At 68.4% G+C, this 25094-nt stretch carries 22 protein-coding genes; 10 read left to right on the top strand and 12 right to left on the bottom strand.

Annotated elements, in window-relative coordinates:
- Nucleotides 1–6 precede the first annotated feature (6 nt).
- Nucleotides 7–267, bottom strand: coding sequence for a hypothetical protein (locus EV651_RS01580; RefSeq protein ID WP_133781161.1), 261 nt, complete (start codon nucleotides 265–267; stop codon nucleotides 7–9).
- Between the two features lie 120 nt (nucleotides 268–387).
- Here EV651_RS01580 and EV651_RS01575 point away from each other — a divergent pair, with 120 nt between their 5' ends.
- Together EV651_RS01575 and EV651_RS01570 are read left to right on the top strand one after the other, a co-directional pair.
- The gene (locus tag EV651_RS01575) at nucleotides 388–1740 is read left to right on the top strand and encodes an amidohydrolase family protein (RefSeq protein ID WP_133781159.1); all 1353 of its coding nucleotides are present in this window, start codon (nucleotides 388–390) and stop codon (nucleotides 1738–1740) included.
- Nucleotides 1741–2020: 280 nt separating this feature from the next.
- Nucleotides 2021–2698, top strand: a complete 678-nt coding sequence (locus EV651_RS01570; RefSeq protein ID WP_133781157.1) for an IMP cyclohydrolase — start codon at nucleotides 2021–2023, stop codon at nucleotides 2696–2698.
- 3 nt (nucleotides 2699–2701) lie between these two features.
- On the opposite strand, the gene EV651_RS01565 is transcribed toward EV651_RS01570, so the two are convergent.
- Nucleotides 2702–4537: a long-chain fatty acid--CoA ligase gene (locus EV651_RS01565; protein WP_133781155.1), complete on the bottom strand. Its 1836-nt coding sequence runs from the start codon at nucleotides 4535–4537 to the stop codon at nucleotides 2702–2704.
- Between the two features lie 108 nt (nucleotides 4538–4645).
- Here EV651_RS01565 and EV651_RS01560 point away from each other — a divergent pair, with 108 nt between their 5' ends.
- Nucleotides 4646–6256 (top strand): peptide-N4-asparagine amidase, encoded by a 1611-nt coding sequence (locus tag EV651_RS01560; protein WP_133781153.1) that lies wholly within the window; start codon nucleotides 4646–4648, stop codon nucleotides 6254–6256.
- A gap of 97 nt (nucleotides 6257–6353) precedes the next feature.
- On the opposite strand, the gene EV651_RS01555 is transcribed toward EV651_RS01560, so the two are convergent.
- From EV651_RS01555 to EV651_RS01545, 3 genes are all read right to left on the bottom strand, one after another.
- Nucleotides 6354–7379 carry an aspartate-semialdehyde dehydrogenase gene (locus tag EV651_RS01555; RefSeq protein ID WP_133781151.1) on the bottom strand — a complete coding sequence of 342 codons (1026 nt, stop codon included), beginning with the start codon at nucleotides 7377–7379 and terminating at the stop codon, nucleotides 6354–6356.
- Between the two features lie 214 nt (nucleotides 7380–7593).
- Nucleotides 7594–7779: a tautomerase family protein gene (locus tag EV651_RS01550; protein WP_133781149.1), complete on the bottom strand. Its 186-nt coding sequence runs from the start codon at nucleotides 7777–7779 to the stop codon at nucleotides 7594–7596.
- A gap of 66 nt (nucleotides 7780–7845) precedes the next feature.
- Entirely contained in the window at nucleotides 7846–9345 is a 1500-nt protein-coding gene (locus EV651_RS01545; protein ID WP_133781147.1) for a sodium:solute symporter family protein, read from the bottom strand.
- A 150-nt stretch (nucleotides 9346–9495) separates the two neighbouring features.
- Here EV651_RS01545 and kduI point away from each other — a divergent pair, with 150 nt between their 5' ends.
- Genes kduI through EV651_RS01530 form a run of 3 tightly spaced genes read left to right on the top strand, consistent with a single transcriptional unit; the run spans nucleotide 9496 to nucleotide 11848 of the window.
- The gene (gene kduI / locus EV651_RS01540; RefSeq protein WP_238156583.1) at nucleotides 9496–10320 is read left to right on the top strand and encodes a 5-dehydro-4-deoxy-D-glucuronate isomerase; all 825 of its coding nucleotides are present in this window, start codon (nucleotides 9496–9498) and stop codon (nucleotides 10318–10320) included.
- Entirely contained in the window at nucleotides 10317–11072 is a 756-nt protein-coding gene (locus tag EV651_RS01535; protein ID WP_133781142.1) for an SDR family oxidoreductase, read from the top strand. Before kduI ends, EV651_RS01535 begins: the two co-directional genes overlap by 4 nt.
- A 20-nt stretch (nucleotides 11073–11092) precedes the next feature.
- Nucleotides 11093–11848: an IclR family transcriptional regulator gene (locus EV651_RS01530; RefSeq protein ID WP_133781140.1), complete on the top strand. Its 756-nt coding sequence runs from the start codon at nucleotides 11093–11095 to the stop codon at nucleotides 11846–11848.
- Here the strand turns inward: EV651_RS01530 and EV651_RS01525 are convergent.
- From EV651_RS01525 to lepA, 6 genes are all read right to left on the bottom strand, one after another.
- Nucleotides 11827–13038, bottom strand: a complete 1212-nt coding sequence (locus EV651_RS01525; RefSeq protein WP_133781138.1) for an MFS transporter — start codon at nucleotides 13036–13038, stop codon at nucleotides 11827–11829. The two genes, EV651_RS01530 and EV651_RS01525, sit on opposite strands and share 22 nt — an antisense overlap.
- A 49-nt stretch (nucleotides 13039–13087) precedes the next feature.
- The gene (locus EV651_RS01520; RefSeq protein WP_133781136.1) at nucleotides 13088–13714 is read right to left on the bottom strand and encodes an MOSC domain-containing protein; all 627 of its coding nucleotides are present in this window, start codon (nucleotides 13712–13714) and stop codon (nucleotides 13088–13090) included.
- A gap of 24 nt (nucleotides 13715–13738) precedes the next feature.
- Nucleotides 13739–15124: an MFS transporter gene (locus EV651_RS01515; protein ID WP_133781134.1), complete on the bottom strand. Its 1386-nt coding sequence runs from the start codon at nucleotides 15122–15124 to the stop codon at nucleotides 13739–13741.
- Nucleotides 15121–15699: a TetR/AcrR family transcriptional regulator gene (locus EV651_RS01510; RefSeq protein ID WP_202870115.1), complete on the bottom strand. Its 579-nt coding sequence runs from the start codon at nucleotides 15697–15699 to the stop codon at nucleotides 15121–15123. Before EV651_RS01510 ends, EV651_RS01515 begins: the two co-directional genes overlap by 4 nt.
- 72 nt (nucleotides 15700–15771) lie before the next feature.
- Complete coding sequence (locus tag EV651_RS01505) at nucleotides 15772–16680, bottom strand: aminoglycoside phosphotransferase family protein (RefSeq protein ID WP_133781132.1); 909 nt, start codon at nucleotides 16678–16680, stop codon at nucleotides 15772–15774.
- Nucleotides 16681–18570 carry a translation elongation factor 4 gene (gene lepA, locus EV651_RS01500; protein WP_202870114.1) on the bottom strand — a complete coding sequence of 630 codons (1890 nt, stop codon included), beginning with the start codon at nucleotides 18568–18570 and terminating at the stop codon, nucleotides 16681–16683.
- 114 nt (nucleotides 18571–18684) lie between these two features.
- Between lepA and EV651_RS01495 the strand changes: the two genes are divergently transcribed.
- Genes EV651_RS01495 through EV651_RS01485 form a run of 3 tightly spaced genes read left to right on the top strand, consistent with a single transcriptional unit; the run spans nucleotide 18685 to nucleotide 21257 of the window.
- Nucleotides 18685–19599, top strand: a complete 915-nt coding sequence (locus tag EV651_RS01495) for a phosphotransferase family protein (RefSeq protein WP_133781130.1) — start codon at nucleotides 18685–18687, stop codon at nucleotides 19597–19599.
- Between the two features lie 33 nt (nucleotides 19600–19632).
- Entirely contained in the window at nucleotides 19633–20142 is a 510-nt protein-coding gene (locus tag EV651_RS01490) for a SigE family RNA polymerase sigma factor (protein WP_166658459.1), read from the top strand.
- The gene (locus tag EV651_RS01485) at nucleotides 20139–21257 is read left to right on the top strand and encodes a hypothetical protein (RefSeq protein WP_133781126.1); all 1119 of its coding nucleotides are present in this window, start codon (nucleotides 20139–20141) and stop codon (nucleotides 21255–21257) included. Before EV651_RS01490 ends, EV651_RS01485 begins: the two co-directional genes overlap by 4 nt.
- 48 nt (nucleotides 21258–21305) lie before the next feature.
- Here EV651_RS01485 and EV651_RS01480 read toward each other — a convergent pair whose 3' ends face one another.
- On the bottom strand, nucleotides 21306–24302 hold the full coding sequence (locus EV651_RS01480) for a S8 family serine peptidase (RefSeq protein WP_133781124.1): 2997 nt from the start codon (nucleotides 24300–24302) through the stop codon (nucleotides 21306–21308).
- Nucleotides 24303–24456: 154 nt separating this feature from the next.
- On the opposite strand from EV651_RS01480, the gene EV651_RS01475 reads away from it, so the two are divergent.
- On the top strand, nucleotides 24457–25020 hold the full coding sequence (locus EV651_RS01475) for an SRPBCC family protein (RefSeq protein WP_133781122.1): 564 nt from the start codon (nucleotides 24457–24459) through the stop codon (nucleotides 25018–25020).
- The last annotated feature ends 74 nt before the right edge of the window (nucleotides 25021–25094 follow it).

Genomic DNA, 25094 nt, shown 5'->3' with positions numbered 1-25094 from the left:
CGGGACCTACTTCTTGCTCGTGGTCGCCAGCACACCGACCAGTGCGCCGCCGATGGATCCCAGCAGCACCGCCAGTCCTTCCGGCATGCTCTTGTCGCTCAGCACCAGGACGAGCCATCCGACCATGCCAACGATCAGCGCGAGCAGCAGCCCGCCGATCGCCAGCATGTAGACCGGACGGTTCACTGGCGTGATGTCCCCGGGCGCCAGTTCGTCGCCCTGCTTCGTCCGCTGTGTTTCGGGAATCTCGTGCTCAGGCAGCCCCATGTCCCCACCCCCAAGCCCAAAGATAGCAACGCTCGTCACGTACTGTCACCGGCTCCGCCCTTACGTCCTGCGCGTTCGCGGAGCATCATGGCGGCAGGGGTCGATCGGCGAGGGGGAGCCATGACGGTCGTCGACATTCACTGCCATACGTTCAACGGGGACGACCTGCCGGTCAAGGGGTTCGTCAAGGCCGTGGCCGGGCAACGCAGCCAGCTGGCCAGAGCGCTTGCCTGGGCGCTGGACGACATCACCCAGGCGATGGCGTCCGGAGCGGAAGAGATCGCCGAACTCGACCGGCTGATCGATTCGGGGCCCGGGGAACACGAAGGTGCCGAGGAATCCGCGGTGAGCCAAGCGGCCGCGGACGGCGAGGTTCTACTCGCCAGGCTCGAGCTCGAGCAGCCGGGTCTCGCGGCGGCCGCCGGAGCCGAGGCTGCCGACGGCCGTGGGCCGGGCTCAGGGGACGAGTCGTTTCACGATGGCCTCGACGACCTCCGTCGCTACCTGAGCTGGGCCGCGCTGTTCGGCAAGACTCGGCTGGCGCTGACGAGAGCGCTGATCGAGACCTATCCCGAGGTCGACCTGTTCACGCCGATGCTCGTCGACCTCCAGGGCCTCGACGACAGTCCGAAGACCAGCACCCTGCAGCAGCTGGAACTCCAGGAGAAGATCAGCCGGCTGGGCATCCTCGGGCAGCTCGGCGCCCAGGTCCTGCCGTTCGTCGGGTTCGACCCGCGCCGCTTCGGCGCGGTCGCCCTGGTGAAGGAGGCCGTGACCGAGTTCGGCTGCGTCGGCGTCAAGATGTATCCGCCGATGGGATTCCTCCCGTGGCGCAACCGGCAGTCCGGGGTCCCCGGGATGAGCGCGGAGCAGGCCCTGGGCGTCGACGCCGCGCTGGCGAACCTCTACGACTGGTGCACCGAGCACGACGTCCCGATCACGGCCCACGGAAATCCGACCCAGTTCGCGAAGCCTGCGTGCATGGACTTCTCCGGCCCTGAGCGCTGGGCCGCGGTGTTGCAGGAATGGGGAGATCTCCGGCTGAACCTCGGTCACTTCGGCTGGAGCGGCCGGCCCGAGTGGCCGCGGAGGATCGCCGAGCTCACCAGCGTCCATCCGCGGTTGTACGCCGACATCGGCAACCACGACCTCGACGACCTGGAGGACACCATCGAGGCCCTGGACCAGATCTTCACCGCACAGCAGGGGATGCGACAGCGATTCATGTTCGGCTCGGACTGGTACATGGTCGCGAGCCACCTGGACTTCGAGCATTTCCTGACCAGGGTCCGCGCCGCGTACCTCGCCAAGTTCCCGGACCAGCTGGACAGCTTCATGGGCAGCGCGGCCCTGACCTTCCTGGGTTTCGACGATCCCGCCAACGCGAACAACCAACGAGTTCGCGAGCGCTACGCGGCGTACGGCGTAACTCCACCTGCCTGGCTCGCAGCAAAGCAACCTGTGTCACCGTGAACCGGTCTGGCGCCCAGGTATGCTCGCCGCCGTGTTGGGCGATGGGCTGCGGACGATTCTCGCTGGTGGGATTGAGCATTGGCTGCGGGTGGGTCGAGCGGATCGTGCCGTGCGGGCGTGTCGTTCGGGTGCCTGCCGGCAGCCGAGTACGCCGTTGCGCACAGCAACCATATGGACCGGCTGATCCTGCAAACATCCCGCCCGACGACGAGAACGCGGCCGGGTCCAAGTTGGAGATGGCGATGACTCTGGTCGGCAACGAACGCGTGGAGCTCGCCCGATGAGCCTCGTCGAATCGGTCGAGTACCCGGGGCGCGGGCTTGCGATCGGGCGGGATGTGGACGGCGTGCCGTTCTTCACGTACTGGCTGACCGGCCGATCTCCCGCCTCGAAGGCTCGCGAACTCGTGGTCCACGACCGCGAGGTCATGGTGCGCGACACCTCGGGCGGCCCGGTCGACGACCTGCGCCACTACACCGCGGCGACCCGCAGAGACGACTGGGTGATCGTCGGCAACGGCACCCAGGTCGGTGAACTGACCACCGCCCGCGAGCAGCAACCCGATCTCCAGCTCGCCCTGCGACAGCTCACCTACGAACCCGACCCGGCGATCCGCACTCCACGCATCACCGCGAGCGCCACGATCAACGGCACGGAACTGCAGGATGTGGTGATCGGCTCCGCCCGCGCCAACGACGGTGCACCCGAACTCACCGAGCACCCGTCGCTGTACGCGGCCCGCATCGCCCCGGGCACAGCCCTCACCACGACGACCTACAACGGCACCGCGGACGACATCATCACCCACGGCCGACCCACGACGGTCGCCGTTCCGGATGCCTGGTCCACGATCAGCGACGCGCTCTGGAGCGTCCTCACCCCATCGTTGCGCGTCGCGATCGTGACGATCCGGCTGGACCAGCTGACGTTCGCGGACGTCCGCACCAACTCCCGCTGACCGCTACTCGTACATCTTGTCCAGTACGTCGGCGTACTGGGTTTCGACGTGTTTGCGTTTGAGTTTGAGGCTCGGGGTCATCTCGCCGGACTCGACGGTGAGGTCGCGGTCGAGGATGGTGAACTTCTTGATGGTCTCCCACCGGTTGAGGCCGGCGTTGAGTTCGTCGACGTACCCCTGGACCATCGCGTGCGCGGCGTCCGACGTGACGATCTCGGCGTACGGCTTGCCGGCCAGGCCGTTCGCGGCGGCCCAGCCCTCGATCGCGTCGGGGTCGAGCGTGACCAGCGCGGAGACGAAGTTGCGCAGGTTGCCGTGCACGATGAACTGACTCGCGTACGGGCAGATCGTCTTGAAGCGGCCCTCGATCACCTGCGGCGCGACGTACTTGCCGCCGGAGGTCTTGAACAGGTCCTTCTTCCGGTCCGTGATGAACAGGTACTCGTCCTCGAAGTGCCCGATGTCACCGGTGTGGAACCAGCCGTCGGCGTCGAGCACCTCGGCGGTCTGCTCGGGCTGATTGTGGTACCCGCTCATCACGCCGTCGCCCTTGATCAGGATCTCGCCGTCCTCGGCGATCTTGAACTGCGTCCCGGGGAACGCCGGTCCGACGCTTCCGAGCCGGTACTGCGTCGGCCGGTTCAGCGTCGATCCCGCCGAGGTCTCCGACAGCCCGTACCCCTCGAGGATCAGCAGCCCGGCCGCGTGGAACCACTCCGCCAGCGACTTGTCGAGGGCTGCCGACCCGGACACGAAGAACCGGATCCGTCCGCCGAACCGGGCCCGGATCTTCGAGAGCACAAGGCGATCGGCTGCCGCGTACTGCGCGCCCAGCAACCCGCCCGGCTCCTTGCCGGCCTGTCGCAGAGCCGACACCCGAGCCCCGACCCCGAACGCCCAGTCGAACAGCTTGGCCTTCGCCCCGCCCTCGGACTGGATCATCGTCACGATCCGCGCGTGCGCCTTCTCGAAGATCCGCGGCGCCGCGGCCATGAAGGTCGGCTGTACTACCGCCGCATTGTCGACAATCTTGTCGATCCGTCCGTCGACCGCGGTCGCGAACCCGAGCTGGAACTGTACGGCGAGGAGCACCTGGCCGAACACGTGCGACAACGGCAGCCACAGGAACTGCAGGTCGTCCGGTGAGAGCACCCGCATCCCCTCGACCGCGGCGCCCTCGTACGTCCACACCGAGTGCGGCAGCCGCACGCCCTTCGGACGTCCCGTCGTACCGGACGTGTAGATCAACGTGCACAGGTTGTCCGGTTTGATGGCCGCAATCCGATCGTCGACAATCGACGGATGCTCAGCCAGGTACTCGTCGCCGAGAATGTCGAGCTGCCCGAGCCCGATCACCCAGTCACCGTCACTCTCGAGAGGCGTGCCGTCCAGCAGGACGACCTTGCGCAGCGACGGCGTCTCGTTCCGGTGCTCGCGAAGCTTGTCCACCTGGCCCGCGTCCTCGGCGAACACCACCTGGACGTCGGCATCGGCCACGATGAACGCCACGTCCGACGAGATCGTCGACGGGTAGATCGTGGTGGTCGCGGCGGCGGCCAGTACGGCGGCCAGGTAGCACTCGATCCACTCGATCCGGGTGCTCGACGCGACCGCGACCCGCTGCTCCGGCTCCACCCCCAGCGCGATCAGGCCCGCGGCACGCCGGCGGGTCAGCGCTTCGGTCTCCCGCCAGGTCACCGACTTCCATTGCTCCCCGCGCGGGAACCGGAACGCCTCCCGCTCAGGCGTCGCCTCCACCCGGTCCAGGAACATCTGGGCCATGGTGTCCTTGCGGTTGCTGAGAAGGGCGAGCTGGCCGGAATCGGCGACAGGCGTCATAACTGGCCTCCGTAGGGGGTCAAGTGACTGGAGGGTAATCGCTGGGCACCGTGCCTGACCATGGCACTCGCTTGCCCACGTACACCTTCTCCATTACGTTTCCGCAACATGCGCATACGGTCGGTGGCTCTCATCTCACTATCCGTTCTACTCCTCGCTCCGCTACTCCTCGGTCTGGGCGCTCCGGCCCACGCGGTGACCCCGCCGGCGGAGTTCGGGTCGGACTACGACGACCCGCGGACCCCCGCGCCGAAGGTCGCCGTACCGGACACCAGGCACTGCGAGGTGCAGATCGTCCGGAACCAGTTCCGCAACTTCGACCCGTACCAGGCGACCTACACTCCCCCGGCCGGCTGCCAAGGCCCGTGGTCCAAGGTCGTGCTGCGGATGCACGGCGAGGTGAAGGGCGTCCAGTACGACCGCCTCGGACACATCACGATCGGCGGGGTTGGTGTCTTCCGTACGTCGACCCCGGAGCCGAGCGCGGACGGTATCGCGTGGGACGTGGAGAAGGACGTCACGTCGTACAGCCCGCTCCTGCGGACGTCGCAACCGGTCGTGATGGAGCTCGGCAACGTCGTCAACGACACGTACACCGGCGTCCTCGACATCACCGTGACCCTCGACTTCTACACGACCGACCGCCACACCCCGGCTGCCCGGACCGCCGACGACGTACTCCCGCTGCAGAACCAGACGCGTCAGGACTCCGACCTGATCGGTACGGCGACTTTGCCGCGCAACACCACTCGCCTCCTCGGTGAGGTCTACGTCACCGGATCAGGGGGCGGCTGCGAGGAGTTCTGGGACACCTCCGCGCCGGCCGAGACCGGGTACTCGTGCCCCGACGGATCGCCGTACCGCGAGGTCGACGTGAGCATCGACGGCAAACTCGCCGGGATCGCGTTGCCGTACCCGTACATCTACACAGGCGGCTGGTCGAACCCGTACTCGTGGCGCCCGTCCCCCGCACCGCGCGCCTTCGACATCAAGCCTCTGACCTACGACCTCACGCCGTTCGCCGGACTGCTCACCGACGGCAAGCCACACGAGTTCCGCGTGCACGTCGACGGTGTACCGGCCGGCCAGTCGGGGTGGTTCACGGTCCCGAACCTGCACGTGTGGACCGACGCACACCGAGCGCAGACGACCGGCGGCCTCACGTCGTACGCCGTCAGCCCGCTGGCGAAGACCGATGACGTGAGCGGCACACCGAACGTGGCCGGCTCCGACACCACGAACGCGTCCCGCAACCTGACGATCAGCGGGTACGTCGACACCTCGGCGGGCCGTGTCCGCACGAGCGTCCAGCGCACGCTGAGCAACGTCTCGAAGCACACCTGGGAGGCCGGCGAGACCCGCGACACGCTGGATGCGAACTGGCGCGACACCGCGACGACGATCAGCAACGGCCACGTCGAGCGCACCGACCTCGACTACGGCAAGAACGGCGTACTCACCTTCTTGCCCAACGCAACGATCCCCGGCGGGTACGACGTCGTCACGGACCTGAAGATCCACGACACGATCCGCACCCCGGCGCGGACCAGCACCGAGACGTACGACGGCCGCGCGTCCTGGATCTACGGCGTACCGCGGGACCAACGGCACGCCACCGGGACCCAGACCGTGCGCTTCCGCGAGATCGGGCACGGCTGCTACGACCACACCCTGACCGCGGTGAACGGCGTTTATACGAAGGACTTCTACCGCTGCTGAGGTACCGAAGAACGGGTAGTGGGTGGCGCGGCTGCAGCGAGCCGCCGCGCAAGGTGGACGCGTTGGACTGAGGACTACCCGTTCTTCGGTACGCCGATCAGCGCGCGGCGAGGAGCTCCGCGATCTGGACCGCGTTCAGGGCGGCGCCCTTGCGGAGGTTGTCGTTCGAGACGAACAGGATCAGTCCGCGGTTGCCCGGGACGGACTGGTCCTGCCGGATGCGGCCGACGTACGACGGGTCCTGGCCGGCCGCGAGCAGCGGCGTCGGGAGGTCCGTGACGGCGACGCCCGGCGCGGCGCCCAGGATCTCGGTGGCGCGCTCCGGGGTGATCGGCTCGGCGAACTCGGCGTGGATGGTGAGCGAGTGGCCGGTGAAGACCGGCACCCGGACGCAGGTGCCGGCGACCGGAAGGTCCGGGAGGTGCAGGATCTTGCGGCTCTCGTTGCGGAGCTTCTGCTCCTCGTCGGTCTCACCGGTGCCGTCGGCAACGATCGAGCCGGCCAGCGGGAGCACGTTGAAGGCGATCGGACCGGCGTACACCTTGGGCTCGGGGAGGGTGATGCCGTCGGTGCCGCGGGCGAGCCGGCCGCCGGTCTCGACGAGCTGACGAGCCTGGTGCTCGAGTTCGCTCACGCCGACGCCGCCGGAACCGGAGACGGCCTGGTAGGTCGAGACGACGAGGCGGGTCAGCCCGGCTTCGCGGTGCAGCGGGGCGAGCACCGGCATCGCGGCCATGGTCGTGCAGTTCGGGTTGGCGACGATGCCCTTCGGGATCGTGCCGAGGTCCTCGGGGTTCACCTCGGACACCACGAGCGGCACGTCCGGGTCCATCCGCCAGCCGGACGAGTTGTCGACGACGACCGCACCGGCCGCCGCGACCTTCGGAGCGAGCTCCTTCGACGCCGTCTTCCCGTTGGAGAACAGGGCGAGCTCGAGCCCGGAGAAGTCCGCCGTCGCCGAGTCCTCGACGACAACCTCCCGGTCCCCGAACGCCAACTTCTTCCCCGCCGACCGCGCCGAGGCGAAGAACCGCACCTCGTCCACCGGGAAGTCGCGCTCGACGAGCAACTCCCGCATCACGCCGCCGACCTGACCCGTAGCACCGAACACACCTACTCGCATGCGACAGACACTAATAGGTCCGAGCCGAACCCGCCCGCACGTTTCACCATCCGGTGCTCCCGCCCCGACCACAGATCCTGCATCTCGTGGGTCGGCGTCCGAGATGCTGGGTTGGCGTCCGGGATCCTGGACGCAAACCCAGCATCTGATGGGTGAACCCACGAGAGGGCATCAACCTGCGGGCCGCTGAGTCGCGCGGGGCGCGGTGTGCGGGTCAGGCGTCGGAGGCGAGGGTGCCGCCGTTGGCTACGTCGGTCTTCTCGATCTCGGTGAAGACGATGCGGACGGACTCGCGCTTGGCGCCGAGGATGGCGATCGCGGAGTCGGTGACGGCGGCGACGAACTCGCGACGCTGGTCGAGGGTGCGGCCGGAGAGGAGTTCGACGGTGATGTTCGGCATAGGGCCTTCTCCTAGAGTGGACGGTTCCGTGACGTGGGACAGTGTTTCAGATTCGGGACAGCGCTTTCAGGACAGGGCCGCCTGGCGGACGGTGACGTCGTCGGGGTCGGTGTTCAGCGAGTCGACCAGCTCGTCGACGTCCGCACGATTCTCCGGCGCGAGCAGGCCCAGGCCGACGTACACCACCAAGGAAGTTGCCAGCGGCAACGCCACGACCAACGTGGTGTCGGTCGAACCCACGCCGTACTTGACGATCGCCCAGGTGATCAGCCCGATCGCCCACGAGGCCAGCGCCGCCCGCGGCCCGCTGCGCCGGAACCACGGCAGCAGCCCGAGCATCAGCGGGATCGCGATCGGTCCCATCGTCGCGGCGACCAGGTCGACGACGATCTTCAGTACGACGCCTTCGCCGTTCGTCGCGATCGCGATCAGCATGCTCACCGTGACGAACGTGAACGTGACGATCCGCGCCATCTTCAGCGCCGCGCCGTCGGCCAACTGCCGGACCCGGGGCACCAGCACCGGCGCCAGGTCCCGCGTGATCACCGACGAGATCGCGTTCGCGTCGGACGCCACCATCGCCATCGTGTGCGAGAAGAACCCGGCCAGCACCAGGCCGATCAGCCCGGTCGGCAGGAGCAGTTGCGCGAGGGCGACGTACGACTGCTCGGGCTTCCCCGGATGGACCAGCAGCGGCGCCGCGCACATCGGGATGAACAGGATCAACGGCCAGACCAGCCACAGCGCCGAGGAGAGCAGGGCGGACTTCTTCGCGGCCGATCCCGACGGCGCGGCCATGTAGCGCTGCGCCAGGTTCCACATGCCGCCGTTGTACTCGAAGGTTTTGATGAACAGGAACGCGATCAGGAAGATCGGCGTGTACGGCCCGTTCAGGGCGTCACCGTGCCCGGCCGGCAACTGGTCCCACATCTTCCACAGCGTCGGTACGCCGTCCAGGTGCGCGAGCACCCCGACGAACATCGCGACGCCGGCCCCGAACTGGATCACGAACTGCCCGAAGTCGGTCAGTACGTCGGCCCACAGCCCGCCGAGCGTGGCGTACAGCATCGTCACGACGCCGGTGAGCAGGATGCCCCACCGGATCGGCACCCCGGTGAAACCGTTCAGGAGGACGGCGATCGCGACCCACTTCGACGCGATGTCGACGACCTTCAACGCGGCACCGGAGTACGCGAGCGCCTGTTGCGTCGGTAGGTTGTAGCGGCGCGCGAGGTACTCCAGCGGCGACACGACGCCGTGTTTGGCCCGCAGCCGGTTCCAGCGCGCCGCGAACAGGAACGCGCCGATGCCGACACCGACGCCGATCGTCATCGCCCACCAGACGTAGACGGTGATGCCGTACGAGTAGGCGACCGCCGCGAACGCGACGAACATGACGGCGCTGTAACCCGACATGTGGTGCGAGATGCCGGACAACCACCAGGGAATCCGGCCTCCGGTCGTGAAGTAGTCCACGACCGTCTTGATCTTGGTGCGCGACCAGACTCCGATCAGCACCATCAACACGAAATAGCCGACCAGGACCGACCAGTCCAGAGCGGTCATCGGGATCCTCCCAGGGGCGTTGGGCGAGTGACTGGAAGGTTCCATTCACCAGAACCGCATGTCAAGGGACGGAACCTGGAACATTTCCGTCCTCAGTTCCAAGGCTCGATCGCGATTGACATGTGGTTCTGCCGAGTAGAACCTTGTTCCGTGACTCTGCAGATCAGGCACGCCACCCATCCCGAGCAACTGCCCGGCTTCGACACGGCCGCGCTGCGCCGCCACTACCTGGTGGAGGACCTCTTCGTCCCCGGCGCGGTCACCGCGGTGCTCACCCACCACGACCGGATCGTCCTCGCCGGCGCTCGTCCGACGAACGGGCCGTTGATCCTCGACACCTATCCCGAACTGCGCAGCGAGTTCTTCCTCGAGCGCCGCGAGGCCGGCATCGTCAACGTCGGCGAACCTGGCACGGTCACCGCCGACGGAACGAAGTACGAGCTGACCACCGGCGCCTGCCTGTACGTCGGACGCGGCGTCCGCGACGTGGTCTTCGAGGGACCCGAGTCGGCGTTCTACGTCTTCTCCGCGCCGGCCCACACGAGCTTCCCGACCGCGCAGGTCGATCCTGGCGAGGGCAACCGCCTCGAACTCGGCGATCAGCAGACCGCGAACCGGCGGACGATCGACCAGTTCATCTACGCCGACGGCGTACAGAGCTGCCAGGTCGTCCTCGGCGTGACGACACTGCACGCGGGCAGCACCTGGAACACGATGCCCGCGCACACCCACGACCGCCGTACCGAGTGCTATCTGTACTTCGGGCTCCCGGAGTCCGAGCGGATCGTGCATCTGCTCGGCGAGCCCGAGGAGACTCGGCACCTCCTGGTCGCGGACCGTCAGGCAGTCATCTCCCCCAGTTGGTCGATCCATTCCGGCTGCGGCACGTCGTCGTACAGCTTCGTCTGGGCGATGGCCGGCGAGAACCAGGCGTTCGGCGACATGGACGGCGTCGACGTACGGGATCTGCGGTGACGTCCTTCAGCCTCGAAGGACGTACGGCGCTTGTCACCGGAGCGCGGCGTGGAATCGGTGCGGCGATCGCTGCCGGGTACGCCGCTGCCGGCGCCGAGCTGATCCTGATGGCTCGGGACGCGGCCCTCGAGGACACGCTCGAGGCGATCAAGCGGAACGGCGGTGGCGACGCGACGGTGGTGATCGCGGACTTCGCCGACCCGGTCGCGGTCGAGGAGGCCGCGATTGAGATTGTCGACAACAGGAAGGTCGACATCCTGGTCAACAACGCCGGCACGATCCGCCGGGCGCCGGCCGCCGAGACCACGACCGCGGACTGGCAGCACGTGATCGACGTCAACCTCAACTCCACGTGGGCGGTGACGCGGCCGATCGGGGCCGCGATGGCGGAACGGCGGACCGGGAAGATCGTCACGATCGCATCGTTGCTGAGCTTCCAGGGCGGGATCACCGTCCCGGCCTATACGGCGAGCAAGCATGCGGTGGCGGGGCTGACCCGGGCGCTGGCCAACGAGTGGGGACCGGCCGGGGTTCAGGTGAACGCGATCGCGCCCGGGTACATCAGCACCGACAACACCACGGAGCTGCGCGCGGACCCGGAGCGGGAGGCTGCGATCCGGCAGCGCATCCCGGCCGGCCGGTGGGGGCAGCCCGAGGACGTCGTCGGGGCCGCGGTGTTCCTCGCGTCGGCGGCGGCGGACTATGTCAACGGGCATGTGCTCGCCGTCGACGGTGGCTGGCTGGCGCGGTGAGGAGTGGCAGGATGTCCGACATGAGTTCGCCCTCGGCCATCGACAAGACGTTGATGGTGCTGGACGCCGTACTGGAGCACTCGCGGTTCACCGACGTGGTGAACGCGACCGGCCTGGCCAAGTCGACCGTGCACCGGATCATGGCATCGCTCGTCGAACACGAGTTCGTCGCGCAGGCCGACGACGGCTCGTACCATCCCGGCCCGAAGGCGCTCCGGCTGGCCGGTCACGCGCTGACGAACGTCGACCTCGCCACCGTGGCCCGCCCGGTGCTCGCGGATCTCGTCGCGCAGACGCGGTGCACGGTCCATGTCGGACTGCTGAACGGCGACGAGGCGATCTACGTCGCGCGGCTCGACGGCCCGAAGCCGTACCGGATGCCGTCACGGGTCGGCAAGGCGATCTGGCTGCACTGCACCGGTATCGGCAAGGCGCTGCTCGCGGAGAAGGACGACGAGGCGCTCGACGTCCACATCACCCGAACCGGCCTGCCCGCGCGCACTCCCCTGACCCACACGTCGGCGGCCGCCTTGAAGGCCGATCTCGCGCAGACCAGGTCTCGCGGCTACGCGCTCGACGACGAGGAGAACGAGCCCGGCATCCGCTGCGTCGCCGCGGTCATCCACGACCACACCGGCGCCGCGATCGCCGCGGTCAGCATCTCCACGCTCTCGCTGGAGCAGTCGATCGCCCAGGTCGCCCTGATGGCACCCGCCGCCATCGAAGCCGCCCGCAAGATCTCCGCCGCTCTCGGCTACCGCGAACCCACCAGTTGACGCGCGGCGGCCCACCGTACGACCGGGACGAACAGCGCTCCCGTCAGGGCGAACCACGCACCCAGGACGATCCAGCCGGGTACGCCGAGGCCGAGTGGCAGCAGCGCCATGACAGTCGGGGCCAGCATCGAACTGACCGAGGTACTGGTGTTCCATACGCCTTGATACTGGCCCTGCGCCTGCTCGGTGGCCAGATCGAAACCCAGCAGGAACGACCCGGACGACTGCAGCAACTCACCCGCGGTCTGCACCATCGCGGCGACGGCCAGTACTGCGATCGCTATCGCCGCATCCCCCACGGAGGCCGTGGCGAACAAGACCATTGATGCCAGCAACAACACCCCGGCGGTCCTGGTCGCCCGCGCCGCGCTGGCCGTGTCGACGATGCCGCGTGATGCCCGGACCTGCAGTACGGCGACGCCGGCGGCGTTCACGATCAGCGGCAACGCGGCGGCCCAGTGCGGCGCGTCGGTGTGGTCGACCACCCAGAGCGGGATTGCGACGTCGATGACCGAGTAGTGGATCGAGATCGCGGCGTTGAGACCGGAGACCGCGAGATACCCACGGTCCCGCAACGCGATCCACACCGGGCCGTCGGCCGGCTTCGGCCGCGGCTCCACCCGCGGCACCGCGAGCACGACGAAGGCGGAGATGATGCCCAGGACGACGTACACGCAGAACATCAGCCGGTACGCCGTCGCCGTACCGAAGGACAACGCGACGGCGCCGAGGCCGGCTCCGGCGGTGACGCCGATGTTGGTCATCGACCGCAGGTACGCGCGGGCGCTGACCCGGGCCGCGGATCCCTGGGTGACGCCCGCGATCAGGGCGAACCGGACGGCATTGGACCCGCGGTCCAGGATCGCGATGACGGAGGCGAGGGCGAGGAACTGCCAGAAGGTGCCGATCACCAGGTAGAGCAACGCCAGCACGGACAGCAGCAGGCTGAGGATGACGAACAGCGTCCGCGGGCCGCGCCGATCGGCAAGGTGGCCGAAGGGGATGCCGGCGAGCAGACCGAACAGTCCGGCGACGGTGAGGCCGAGGCCGACCTCGGCGACGGACAGCCCGATGATGCGATTGAAGTACAGGACACTGATGGTCATCAGTAGGCCGTTGCCGACCCGACTGAGCAGTGTCGCCAGAGCCAGCGGGCGCAGCGGTCCCGGCGGCGGGAGCAGTTTCCGCACGGCTCCATCCTGAGCTATCTGCGACCAAGTCGCAACAAGCAGCCCGCTCTCAACCGCGGGACAGGACGCGGTGGGCGGTGTCGCGGAGTTCGTCCATCAGGTCGACGCCGGAGTCGAGCATGCGGCGCAGCTTCGCGGGATCCTGCGGGCCGAACATCTCCGCGATGGTGACCTCGTGGTCCGGACGGCTGAGGATCTGGATCGGGTCGCCGGCGGCGATCGTGCCTTCGCGGAGCACCTTCAGGTACGCACCGGGACAGCCGGCCTGGTGGAACCGCTTGACCCAGTGCGGCTCCTGCATGCGGTGCTGGAACGTGATGCACGGGATGCGCGGCGCGCGGACCATCACCTCGACCTCGTCGCCGATCCGCCACACCTCACCGAGCAGCGCGCCGCTGAGGTCGATCCCCTCGGTCCGCAGGTTCTCGCCGAACAGACCGGTCGGGATGTCACGGCCGAGTTCGGCGGCCCACCAGTTGGCGTCCTCCTCGGCGTACGCGTAGAGCGCGAGATCCGGACCGCCGTGGTTCTTGGTGTCGCAGACCCGGTCGCCGGCGAGACCGAGCTCACCGACCCGGACCCGGCCGGACTGCGGACGCTTGTCGATCGCAGTGAACCCTGTCTCCTTCGGACCCGGGATCAGCTTCTCCACTACATTGACCGTCAGCAACCGCATACCGGCATCCTCTCCCGGCAACCGCTAAGGAGCCACCGGTTTAAGCGGGAGTACGGCGATGATCAGCAGGGAAGCCGCGGTGGCGGCGGCCCCGATCCAGGCGGCCGCGCCGTACCCGGACTCGCGGGGGAAGACACCGGTCGTGTGAGTGGCAAGAATGAGGCCGCCGAGGGCGCTGCCCGTGGAGAAACCGACGCTCCGGACGACCGCGTTCACGCTCATGGCGCTCGCCGTCTCGGCAGGCGGCGTTACCGCGAGGATGACGGCCGGCATCGCGGCGGAGAACGCGCCGACGCCGAAGCCGAGGACGCCGATGGCGAGAATCGGCTCGGCCAGATGTGTTCGGGCGACAGCGAAGAGTACGAACGCGACGAGGACCACCGACGTACTTGCTGCTAGCAACAACCTGGCACCCAGTCGGTCCCGCCAAGCAGGAATGAGGCGGCCGGCGACGAAGCCGAGGAGCGAGAACGGGACCAGGACGAGGCCGGCCTGGAAGGAGTTCAGGCCGAAGCCGTAGCCGGCCGCCGCCGGGGTCTGCACGTAACGGGTGATCAGGCTGAAGAGCAGGTACATGCCGACGCCGCCGGTGAGCATGACGAGATTGGCGGCGGCCACCGCGGGGTGCCGCAGGAGCTTGATGTCGACCAGCGGACTCTCGGTGCGGACCTCGAGGAAGGTCCAGCCGATCAGGAGCAGGATCGCGGCCACGAGGATCGCGACGGCCAGGCCTGCGTGGTGCCGCCACAGGACCGTCTCGCCGATGACGAGCAGTAAGGCCGGCAGGGCGATCGCGAGCAGGATCGCGCCGCGGACGTCGAGCCGGGACGACGGCCGGTCCGGGGCCTGGGGCAGCGTGAAAACGGCCGCGGCGAAGGCGGCTGCGGTGATGGCGAGGCCGAGTCCGTACGCCGCGCGAACGCCGGCGAGGTCGGTGAGCAGCCCGGACAACGGGTAACCGATCCCGATCCCCGCGGTCGACGCGACGGACAGCAACGCGATCGTCCGCGCGGCCCGCTGCTCGTCCAGGTGGTCCCGCGCGACGGCCATCATCAGCACGATCAGTCCGATCCCGGAGCCCTGCAACGCCCGGCCGACCAGAAGAAACGCGAACGGCAACGGGATCACGGTCAGCAGACTGCCGACGACCTCTACCGCCAGCATCGTCAGTACGACGGTGCGCCGCCGCGGGCCTGACCCGAGCCGCCCGAGCACGGGCGTCGCCACAGCCCCCGCCAGCAACGCGATCGTCAACGTCCACTGCGAGGCGGCGAGCGAAACGCCGTACGCCTCGGCCACGGCCGTGATCAGCGGGGCGCCGAGACTCCCGATCACCGCGCCGACCAATCCGACGAAGATCAGGAACGACCCGAGCGTCGCCGGAGACCGCACAACCTGTTTGGTCTTCATTGGTTGGTGTCGGTGGTGATGTGGGTGAAGAGGCCTGGTTTGATGCGGGTTCTGGCCTGGTGGGACCACGGTTCGTCCACCTGCGGGAGATCCAGGGCCGCGTTCGTGTTGAGAAGCATGCCGAAGGCAAGGAACGCCTTCACCGTGACCGGGTCCAGTTGCGCGGTGTCGGCGACGGATTGCCACAACCGCGCGAAGCTCGCCCGTACGGCGTCCCGCACCTCACCGTCACCCGCTGCCGCGGCGGCCGTGCCCTGCAACTGGAGCAGCAGCGTCGTGCGGTCGGCGAGCATGTCGTTGTACTCCTGCCCCATCGCCGCCAGCGCCTCGACCCCGCTCGACCCACCCGCGGCCGCGACCATCGCCAGCCGCATCCGCTCGAACGCGGCGTCCACGCATTCCAGGAACAACAGCTTCTTCGTCCCGAACAACCGGAACACGTACGCCTGCGTGATCCCGGCCCGCCGGGCGATCATCTCGGTCGAAGCGCCGTACAGCCCCGCGGCGGCGAACTCCTCCTCGGCGATCCCGAGGACCTGCTCCCGCCGCTGCTGCCCGCTCATCCGTGTCGGCATAGCGCCGAAGTTAGTAGGTAGTAACTACTAACTTCAACCCAGTGTCTCCTAGCTCACGTCGAGGACCGGGGGTCAGTCCTGGATGGCTTTGACGATGGCGATGTTGCGAGTCAGCCAGTCCTGCGGGAGGGACTCGTCGGTGCTGGTGGACTCCAGGGTCCAGAGGACGTTGAGCATCTGGCGGACGATCACCCAGTTGCGCGCGCGGTCCTCGTCGAGGCCGGCCGCGTCGATCGTGGTCCAGAACCGCTGCCGGACCGCGAAGCGCAGGTCGTGGGCGGCCTCCACCTCACTCCAGCGGTTCCAGATCAGGGGCGCGACCTCGTAGTGCGGGTCGCCGGACAGCGGTTTCGGGTCGATCACGAGCCACGGTTCACGGTCCGCGGCGAGCATGTTCTCGTAGTGCAGGTCGGTGTGGATCAGCCGGCCGTCGGTCGCGGGGTCGGTGATGAAGTCCTCGGCCAGCGAGATCGCCTGCTCGACGTACCGGTGCGGCACCGGCGCCGACGCGGGCAACTGCCGGAACCGCTCCACCCAGCGCTTCAGTTCCCCGGACAGCGTCCGGTACTGCGGTCCCGCGGGCACATGCAGTCGCTTGTAGGTCCCGCCAGCGATCTCGCACGCGTCGAGCGCGTCGATCGTCGTCAGGTCCCGCGGTTCCAGGCGTTCGAGCAGGAGCGCGAACCGGCGCGGGTCTGCGCGCAGCAGTCGTACGGCGCCGTTGCCGGCCCAGGTCCGCAGCGCCAGGTGCTCGGTCTCCGCCTCCCAGTGCGGGAACTGCACCTTCAGCACCGCCCGCTGCCCCTGGGCAAGCACCGGTACGACGATCGCGCAGTTCCCGTACGCCGCCGTACCGTCGACGCGCAACTCCCACTCGTCGAGGAGGTCCCGCAGCAACCGCGGCAGCCGATCCAGCCAGTCCGCCCAGTCCTGCCCGCGCGACGCGACAACGAGCAGGCCGTCAGGAACCTGGACGGACACCTACTTCTTGCCGGCTTTCTCGGCGGATTCCGACGTACGGAGGGCGGCGATGAAGGCCTCTTGGGGGACCTCGACGCGGCCGACCATCTTCATCCGCTTCTTGCCTTCCTTCTGCTTCTCGAGCAGCTTGCGCTTCCGGGTGATGTCACCGCCGTAGCATTTGGCGAGCACGTCCTTGCGCATCGCGCGGATCGACTCGCGGGCGATGATCCGGGACCCGATCGCGGCCTGGATCGGCACCTCGAACTGCTGCCTGGGGATCAGTTCCTTCAGCTTGCCGGCCAGCGCGACGCCGTACGAGTACGCGTTGTCGCGGTGCACGATCGCCGAGAACGCGTCGACCGTCTCGCCCTGCAGCAGGATGTCGACCTTGACCAGCGCCGCCGCCTGCTCGCCGGTCGGTTCGTAGTCGAGGGACGCGTAGCCCTTGGTCTTGGACTTCAGCTGGTCGAAGAAGTCGAAGACGATCTCGGCCAGCGGCAGGGTGTAGCGGAGCTCGACCCGGTCCTCGGACAGGTACTCCATACCGCCCAGGTTGCCCCGCTTGGTCTGGCACAGCTCCATGATCACGCCGATGTAGTCCTTGGGACTCAGGATCGTCGCCTTCACCACCGGCTCGTAGATGTCGGCGATCTTGCCCTCGGGGAACTCGCTCGGGTTGGTGACGACGAACTCCTTGCCGTCCTCCATCTCCACCCGGTAGACCACGTTCGGCGCGGTCGAGATCAGCGCCAGGTCGAACTCGCGCTCGAGCCGCTCGCGGACGATCTCCATGTGCAGCAGCCCGAGGAAGCCGCACCGGAACCCGAACCCGAGCGCCCCCGACGTCTCCGGCTCGTACTGCAGGGCCGCGTCGTTCAGCTGCAGCCGCTCCAGCGCGTCGCGGAGCGTCGGGTAGTCGTCGCCGTCGATCGGGAACAGCCCCGAGTACACCATCGGCTGCGGGTGCTTGTAGCCGCCGAGCGGATCGGTCGCGCCATGGACGGCGGCCGTGACGGTGTCACCGACCCGGGACTGACGGACGTCCTTCACCCCGGTGATCAGGTATCCGACCTCACCCACGCCGATACTCGGCGTCTTCATCGGCTCCGGCGAGATCACGCCGACCTCGAGCATCTCGTGCACCGCGCCGGTCGACATCATCTTGATCCGGTCCCGGTGCGTCAGCTCGCCGTCGACCACCCGGACGTAGGTGACCACGCCGCGGTACGTGTCGTAGACCGAGTCGAAGATCAGCGCCCGCGGCGGCGCGTCCTTCACGCCCTTGGGCGGCTCCACCTGCGCGACGATCTCGCTGAGGAGATCCTCGACGCCCTCACCGGTCTTCGCGGAAACCTTGAGCACGTCGGACGGGTCGCATCCGATGATGTGGGCGAGCTCCGCGGCGTACTTCTCCGGCTGTGCGCTCGGCAGGTCGATCTTGTTCAGCACCGGGATGATGTGCAGGTCGGCGTTCAGCGCGAGGTACAGGTTCGCCAGGGTCTGCGCCTCGATCCCCTGCGCGGCGTCCACCAGCAGAACGGCGCCTTCACACGCCTCGAGCGACCGCGAGACCTCGTACGTGAAGTCCACGTGGCCCGGCGTGTCGATCATGTTCAGGATGTACGTCGTACCGTCCGGGGCCAGCAGGCCACCCGGGGTGTCCGGCTTCGGGGCGAACGGGAGCCGGACCGCCTGCGACTTGATCGTGATGCCGCGCTCGCGCTCGATGTCCATCCGGTCCAGGTACTGGGCCCGCATCGAGCGGTCGTCGACCACCCCGGTGATCTGCAGCATCCGATCGGCCAGCGTCGACTTGCCGTGGTCGATATGGGCGATGATGCAGAAGTTCCGGATCAGCGACGGGTCGGTGCGACCCGGCTGCGGCACTTTCGTGGGGCCAACGGGCACGGAGGGGATCCAGTTCTGGTCTCGAAGGGTATATCCGGTCAATCATCCCATGGCGGTCCAGCAGATTCGAAAATCACGGGCGGACGGCCTCCGGGCCGCCTACCGTGTGGTCGCATGGCGCATGCTGCTGGGGTCCGGTTGCCCTTCGAGAAGCTGCCCGCCGCGGTGCGGGCCTGGGTGGAGCGCTCGCTCGGCTCGGTCGTGGTGTCGGCGGTCACCCAGCAGGGCGGCTTCTCCCCCGGTGTCGCGGCCCGCCTGGTGACGGCCTCGGGCCGCCGGGCCTTCGTCAAGACCGTCGGTACGGCGCTCAACCCGAAGACGCCGGAGCTGTTCCGCCAGGAGATCACCGCGATGCAGGGGATCGGCACGGTCCCGATGGCACCGGTCCTGTATGACGTGTACGACGACGGCGACTGGGTCGGGATGCTCTTCGAGGACATCGAGGGGCGACTGCCCGCGCACCCGTGGGAGCAGGCCGACGCCGACCGGGTGCTGGCCGCACTGGAGGAGCTGACCGATGCCCTGGACCCGTCACCGTGGCCGGACGCACCTGTGGCGGCTGTGCGGAGCAGGGAGTTCCTGAGCCGGTGGGACAAGGTGCTGGAGGACGGTCTCGCCGTACCTTCCTGGATAGAAGGCCGGGTGGAGGAGTTCGCGGAGCTGGCGCGGACAGGGCTCCGTGCGCTGGCCGAGGGCAAGGCGCTGGCGCATTGGGACCTGCGGGCGGACAACATCATCCTGACCGACGACCGCGTGGTCTTCATCGACTGGGCGCACCCGGCGCTCGCGCCGCGCTGGGCGGACACGGTCATCCTGCACGCCGACATGCGCGGCTCGGTCAGACTGCCGGAGCTGCCCGGCTCGGCGGACGCCGAGGCGATCACAGGGTTCATCGCTGCGATCGGTGGCGGGTTGTGGTGGGGTGCGGCGCAGCCGGCGCCGCCTGGGCTGCCGACAGTCCGGACGTGGCAGCGCGAGAGCGCTCTGGTGCACCTGGACTGGGTTCGGGAGCGGACGCAGCGTTCCTGAGCGCCGCGCGTCTCTAGCGGTGTGATGAATCAAATGGTGGGCATCGAACGCCCGGCGCCTGCACAGGCGGCCGTGTCGGCGCTTTACCAGCAGCATTGGGCCGGACTGGTCCGGCTGGCGGTGCTGATGGTCGACGACCGGCAGGCGGCGGAGGACGTCGTACAGGAGGCTTTTGCCGAGCTGTACCGGCGCTGGCCGTTGCGGGGGCGCGATGCGGCGCTCGGCTACCTGCGTACGGCGGTGGTGAACCGCAGCCGGTCCGTACTACGACGACGCAAGGTCGCGCGGCTGTACATCCCACCGCACCAGGCGCCGAACGCCTCCGCCGAGAGCGACGCCGTACTGAGCGAGGAGCGGACCCAGGTTCAGCAGGCGCTCCAGGGACTGGCACGGCGGATGCGCGAGGTGCTCGTCCTGCGCTACTACCTCGATCTCCCCTTCGCCGAGATCGCCCAGATTCTCGGGATCAGCGAGTCCTCCGCCCGCGCCACGTCGTCGCGCGGTCTCGCAGTCCTGACCGAACGCCTCGAGGAACTCCGATGACCGACACCGAAACCCGTCTTCGCGACTACCTGCACACCCAGGCCGCCACCGTCTCCGACAACGCGCAGGGTCCCGGCCTCGAACCACCCGAACGGCGCCGCCATTGGCCGGTTCTCGCGGCCGCCGCAGCAATCGTCGTGGTCGTCGTACTGGCGGCATCCCTGCTGACCCGCTCCTCCGGGGATCAGCCCGATCCGGCGCGGCGGCCGGCACCGCCGGTGTCCGGAGCTGCGCCCCAGATTCCGTACACGGCGTACGAAGAGAACACGCTCCACGACGGAAAGCAGAAGGTGCGTATTCCGAAGGGGATCGACGGCTACTTCTTCGGGCGAGCCGGCGGCGGCTGGTTGGGCTCGCGGATGCCCAAGCCGGGCCAGTTTCAGCCCGGCATTCTGTTGCCGAACGGTGCTTTCCGGACACTCGGCCCGGACCGGTCCGGCTACCAAGTCCTGTCGCCGGATCGCAAGCAGGTGGCGATGTACCACTACCTGTCCAACACCCGCGGCCAGGTGATCGTCGTCGACATCCGGTCCGGGAAGCAGGTAACCCAATTGCCCGCCGCGGCTGGGCAACCGGTCCTCCTCGGCTGGAACCAGGACGGCCTGTGGATGGACCGCGGGAAGGCCGGGCTGGTCGTCTGGCAGCCGTCATCCGGTCAGCAGCGACCGGTGTCCATCCCCGGCTTCGACGGCGCCGCGGCGATTCCAGCGGCGGCCGGGACCATCGTCGTGTCGGCCAAGGCCGGCGGGAAACGGTGCCTCAGGGCCGGTGCGCTGCGCGACGACGGGTTCAAGGTACTGCGGGAGTACTGCGACGACGGACCTGAGTACCTGTACCCGGTGCTGTCCCCCGACGGCCGGACCATGATCCAGAGCGCGCGAGCGGAGGCCATCGACGTCAACACCGGTCAGGTGACCAAGCTCAAGCTGCAGGACAGGATGGTGGACACCCTGCCGCTGCCGGTCTTCGAGAACGGCACCCAACTGCTGACGCTCACCGAGACGGTCGGCGCCGGCGGCATCGTCCACAATCGACTGTTCCGCTGCGACGTCACGTCGGGCGAGTGCAAGGTGCTGGTCGAGAAGGCGGACGGCTGGACGATCCACGAGCCGTAACAGTCCGACGAGGGCGGCCCGCTGATGTTTCCGGGCCGCCCGTGGTCGTTAGCTGTCGACGCGTACGACGGTGGAGCCGGAGCCGTCGGCTCCGTCGGTGAAGTGAACCTGGCCGAGGTAGCGGGCACCTGCGGTCAGTCCGGTCCAGCTGGCAGCTACTGCGGCCTGGCCGGCGACTGTCACGGGCTGGCTGGCCGGAGTGACGGTCAGGTTGCCTTCGGCCTTCTGCAGCTCCCAGTGGTCGAGTTTGACCTGCTGCGCGTTCGCTCCGGCGTACAGGTCGACATACACGTCCACCTGACCACCTGCGGGCTGCGACAGGTTCACCTCTTCCTCAGCGGAGCCGCCGGTGCTGCTGCCGAGCAGGGTCGCCGTACCGGCCTTGTACGCGAACACGTCCAGGTCGGTGCCGGCCGGATAGTCCGCGTCGAACGTGGAGAACCGGGCGTACGTCGTACCTGCCGGGACGTTCACGGTGAACTTCGCGACGTGGTCGTTGGCCTTCGGCGCGGTCGTCGGGAACGACACGCCACCCGGGTTCTTCAGCGCGGCCTCGCCGACCGTCGCCGCGTTCAGGCCCACCGCGGAGGTCTCGAGCGTTCCGGCGTACCCGGCCGTGACCGGGACCTGCACCGAACCGGCGGTGCCGGTGCCGTTGACCTGGACCGGCGCCTTCACCGTCAGCGGCTTGATCGCCAGCGTGCTCGCGACCGAGTGCCGCACCGACTTCCACACCAGGCGGCCGAACGAGTACTGCTCGAGCGGGGCGCCGTTGTTCTCGATCGTGACCTTGTACGTCGTGCTGCGGCCCGGGAGCGTGACCAGGATCCGCGGCGTCACGGTCACCTTCAGGCCCTTGAGGCCCTCGACCTTCGGGAAGTAGACCTCCGGGACGTCGCCGACGTTCGTGACGGTCCGGGTCACGGTCTGCTTGCCGGCCAGGTCGCCGATCGCGATCGTCGGGTAGTTCAGGTCGCTGAGGTCGATCTTGCCGTTCGCGCACAGCTCGTGCGTGCTGGGCACCTGACCGGAGCCGCAGACGAACTTCGTCCAGTCGGTGTACGTCGAGTCGTAGACCAGGCCCGGGTCCATGCCGAGCTTCGGCTGCACCTGGCCGGCGCCATACCCGAACGGGTTCGCCGGCGAGCCGGAGTCGTTCTGGATCGGCTTGCCGCTGGTGTCCTTGTCGGTGGCGGTCGTCATCATCGCCGACTTGATCGCCATCGGGGACCAGGTCGGGTGCTTGCTCTTCAGCACCGCCGCGATCCCGGCGATGTGCGGCGTGGACATCGACGTACCGCTCATGAACGCGTACTCGCCACCGGCCGCGCTGAACGCGGTCGTCGCCGCCAGCACGTTCGTGCCCGGCGCCATGATGTCCGGCTTGAGCAGGTCGCCGTTGCCGGCCGGGGACGGGCCGCGGCTGGAGGAGCTTGCCACCTTCGGCGCATTGACGCGGACCGGCGTACCGGGGCCGATGGTCGCGGTCGGGTTCGCAGTGCCGCTCACGTACGCCTTGACCGCGGGCGCGGCCTTGTCGTCGAGGTGGACGGTCGGGACCGAGTGCAGGTCGGCGTCCAGCGTGCCCGGGGTGATGTTGAGCAGGATCATGCCGACACCGCCCGCGTTCTTCACCTGCAGGCTCTTGTCGACGCGGGCGTTCCCCCCGCGATCACAGACCACGATCTTGCCCGTCGCCTTCGCCGGGTCGAGCGTGCCCGCCTGGCACTGGAGCAGATTGGCCGGGTCCGCGTTGGGCAGGCCGGCGTCCTTGGCCAGGACCACCGGTGTCTGCGGCGTACCGGAACCGATGCCTGCGCCGGTGTAGGACTTGCCGTCGCCGAGCGTCACGGTGGTCTGGATGTCGCGGTCATGGGTGCCGTTGGCAACCGTCGTGACCCAGGGGTACGTCTTGCCGACGGTCGCCGCGCCCGGACCGGTGTTCCCGGCGCTGGTCGCGACGAACACGCCCGCCTTGGCCGCCCGCAGGAACGCGAGACCCGTGGCGTTCACGTACGTCGATCCGCTGCCGGAGATCGAGTAGTTGATGACGTCGACGCCGTCGGAGACCGCGGCGTCGATCGCGGCCACGATGTCGGCGTCCGTACCGCTGCCGCCGCCGGTCGCGTCGACCGCCCACAGCGCCTTGTAGATCGCGAGGCGGGCGTGCGGCGCCATACCGGAGCCCTTGCCGTAGTCGCGGCCCATGACGGTCATGTCGACGCCGTAGTTGCCGGCCGCGGTGCTGGCGGTGTGGGTGCCGTGGCCGCCGTAGTCACGCGGCGACTTGAACTCGTCCGGGATCGGGCGGGTGCCGATGCCCTTGTCGAAGTACCGGGCGCCGATCACCTTGTTGTTGCAGGTGACGGGCGCCTCCTCGCCGGCCTGGCAGGTGCCCTTCCACTTCTTCGCGATGATCGCGTCGGACTGCTTCGTGGTCTTCATCGGCGCGAAGCTCGCCCGCTCCGGGACGTACCCGGAGTCGATCATGCCGATGATGACGCCGTCGCCGGCCTTGTCGATACCGCCCGCCTGCTGCCAGGCGCCGCCCTTGCCGGACAGCCCCAGGAAGCGCGGCGTGTCGACGGTGTCCGCGTGCTCGATCTCGCTCGGCTCGACGCTCTTCACTCCCGACGACTTGGCCAGCTTGACCGCGTCGTCGTACGACATCTCGGCGGAGAATCCGGCGTACGTGTAGCTGTAGTCGTAGAGCTTCTTGACGCCCGGGACCTGGTTCAGGACCTGGTCGCGTTCGCCGGCGAGGTGCTTGACGTAGTCGACGACAGGCGCCGCGGTCTTCAGCAGCTTGCCGCCGGGAAGGACCTTGGTCGCGGCGAGGCCGGCGATGTCACCGTCGTACTCGGCGACCGGGGAGTCGTCGAGCTGGACGATGTACGAGCCGGTCTCGGAGCGCTTGACCTCCGGGTCGGCGGCCGTGCTCGGGGCCGGCTGGCTGGCACTCGCGGCGTTCACCAGCACGGGTACGCCGGCGCAGGCGGCGATCAGTGCGGTGGCGACGAGGATCGCCGGGCGTTTGCGGGTCACGCAGTTCCTCCAGGGCTTGGACGGAGCGATGGTGGAGCCTTCGGCTCGCGGACGTCCCGGCGCGCGGGCGTCACGGGGCCCTGAGTATGCCGTCAGCCGCCGACACTGTCACGCTGTGCACAGGAGATGACGGCCGACAGCAAGGGAAAACCCGATGCCGGATCTGACCGAATCCATCACAGTGCATTCGACTGCTGACGCACTGTATCGGTTGGTCAGTGATCTCCCCCGGATGCGCGAGTGGAGCCCGGAGTGCACCCGCGTCACCTGGTCCTCCGGCAAGTCCTCTGGCTCGTCCTCGGGCTCATCCTCGGGCGAGTTCTCGGGCAGGTCCTCGGGGGCGTCCGCGGGCGAGTTGGCGCGCGAGTCGTCCGCCGGAGCGCGCGCGGGTCCGGCGCCGGGTGCGCGGTTCGTCGGGCACAACCGGTCCGGCGTCGTCCGCTGGTTCACGTTCGGGAAGGTGGTGACCGCGCAGCCCGGCCGCCGGTTCACCTTCGACATCACGTTCGGCCCGGTCCCGATCTCGCGCTGGGACTACGAGTTCACCCCGACCGCGACCGGCTGCGAGGTCACAGAGTCCTGGACCGACCACCGCCCGACCGTCCTCAAGCTCCTCTTCCGTCCCGTCTTCGGCAACCGCGCCCCACGCAACGCCCATGGCATCCACACCACGCTGACCCGGCTGAAATCCGCCGCCGAAACGACCGCACGAGCCTGATTCACCTCCGGCCCGGCTGGAGCGGGTTTGGAGGAGTGGACGGCTTGTTGGTAATCTGGCTCGTCGCGTGTTCA

Source organism: Kribbella sp. VKM Ac-2571, from assembly GCF_004362255.1.
In the GTDB taxonomy this organism is placed as follows: Bacteria; Actinomycetota; Actinomycetes; order Propionibacteriales; family Kribbellaceae; genus Kribbella; species Kribbella pratensis.
Note: the sequence above shows the minus strand (reverse complement) of the source record. Positions and strands in the feature narration are given on the sequence as shown.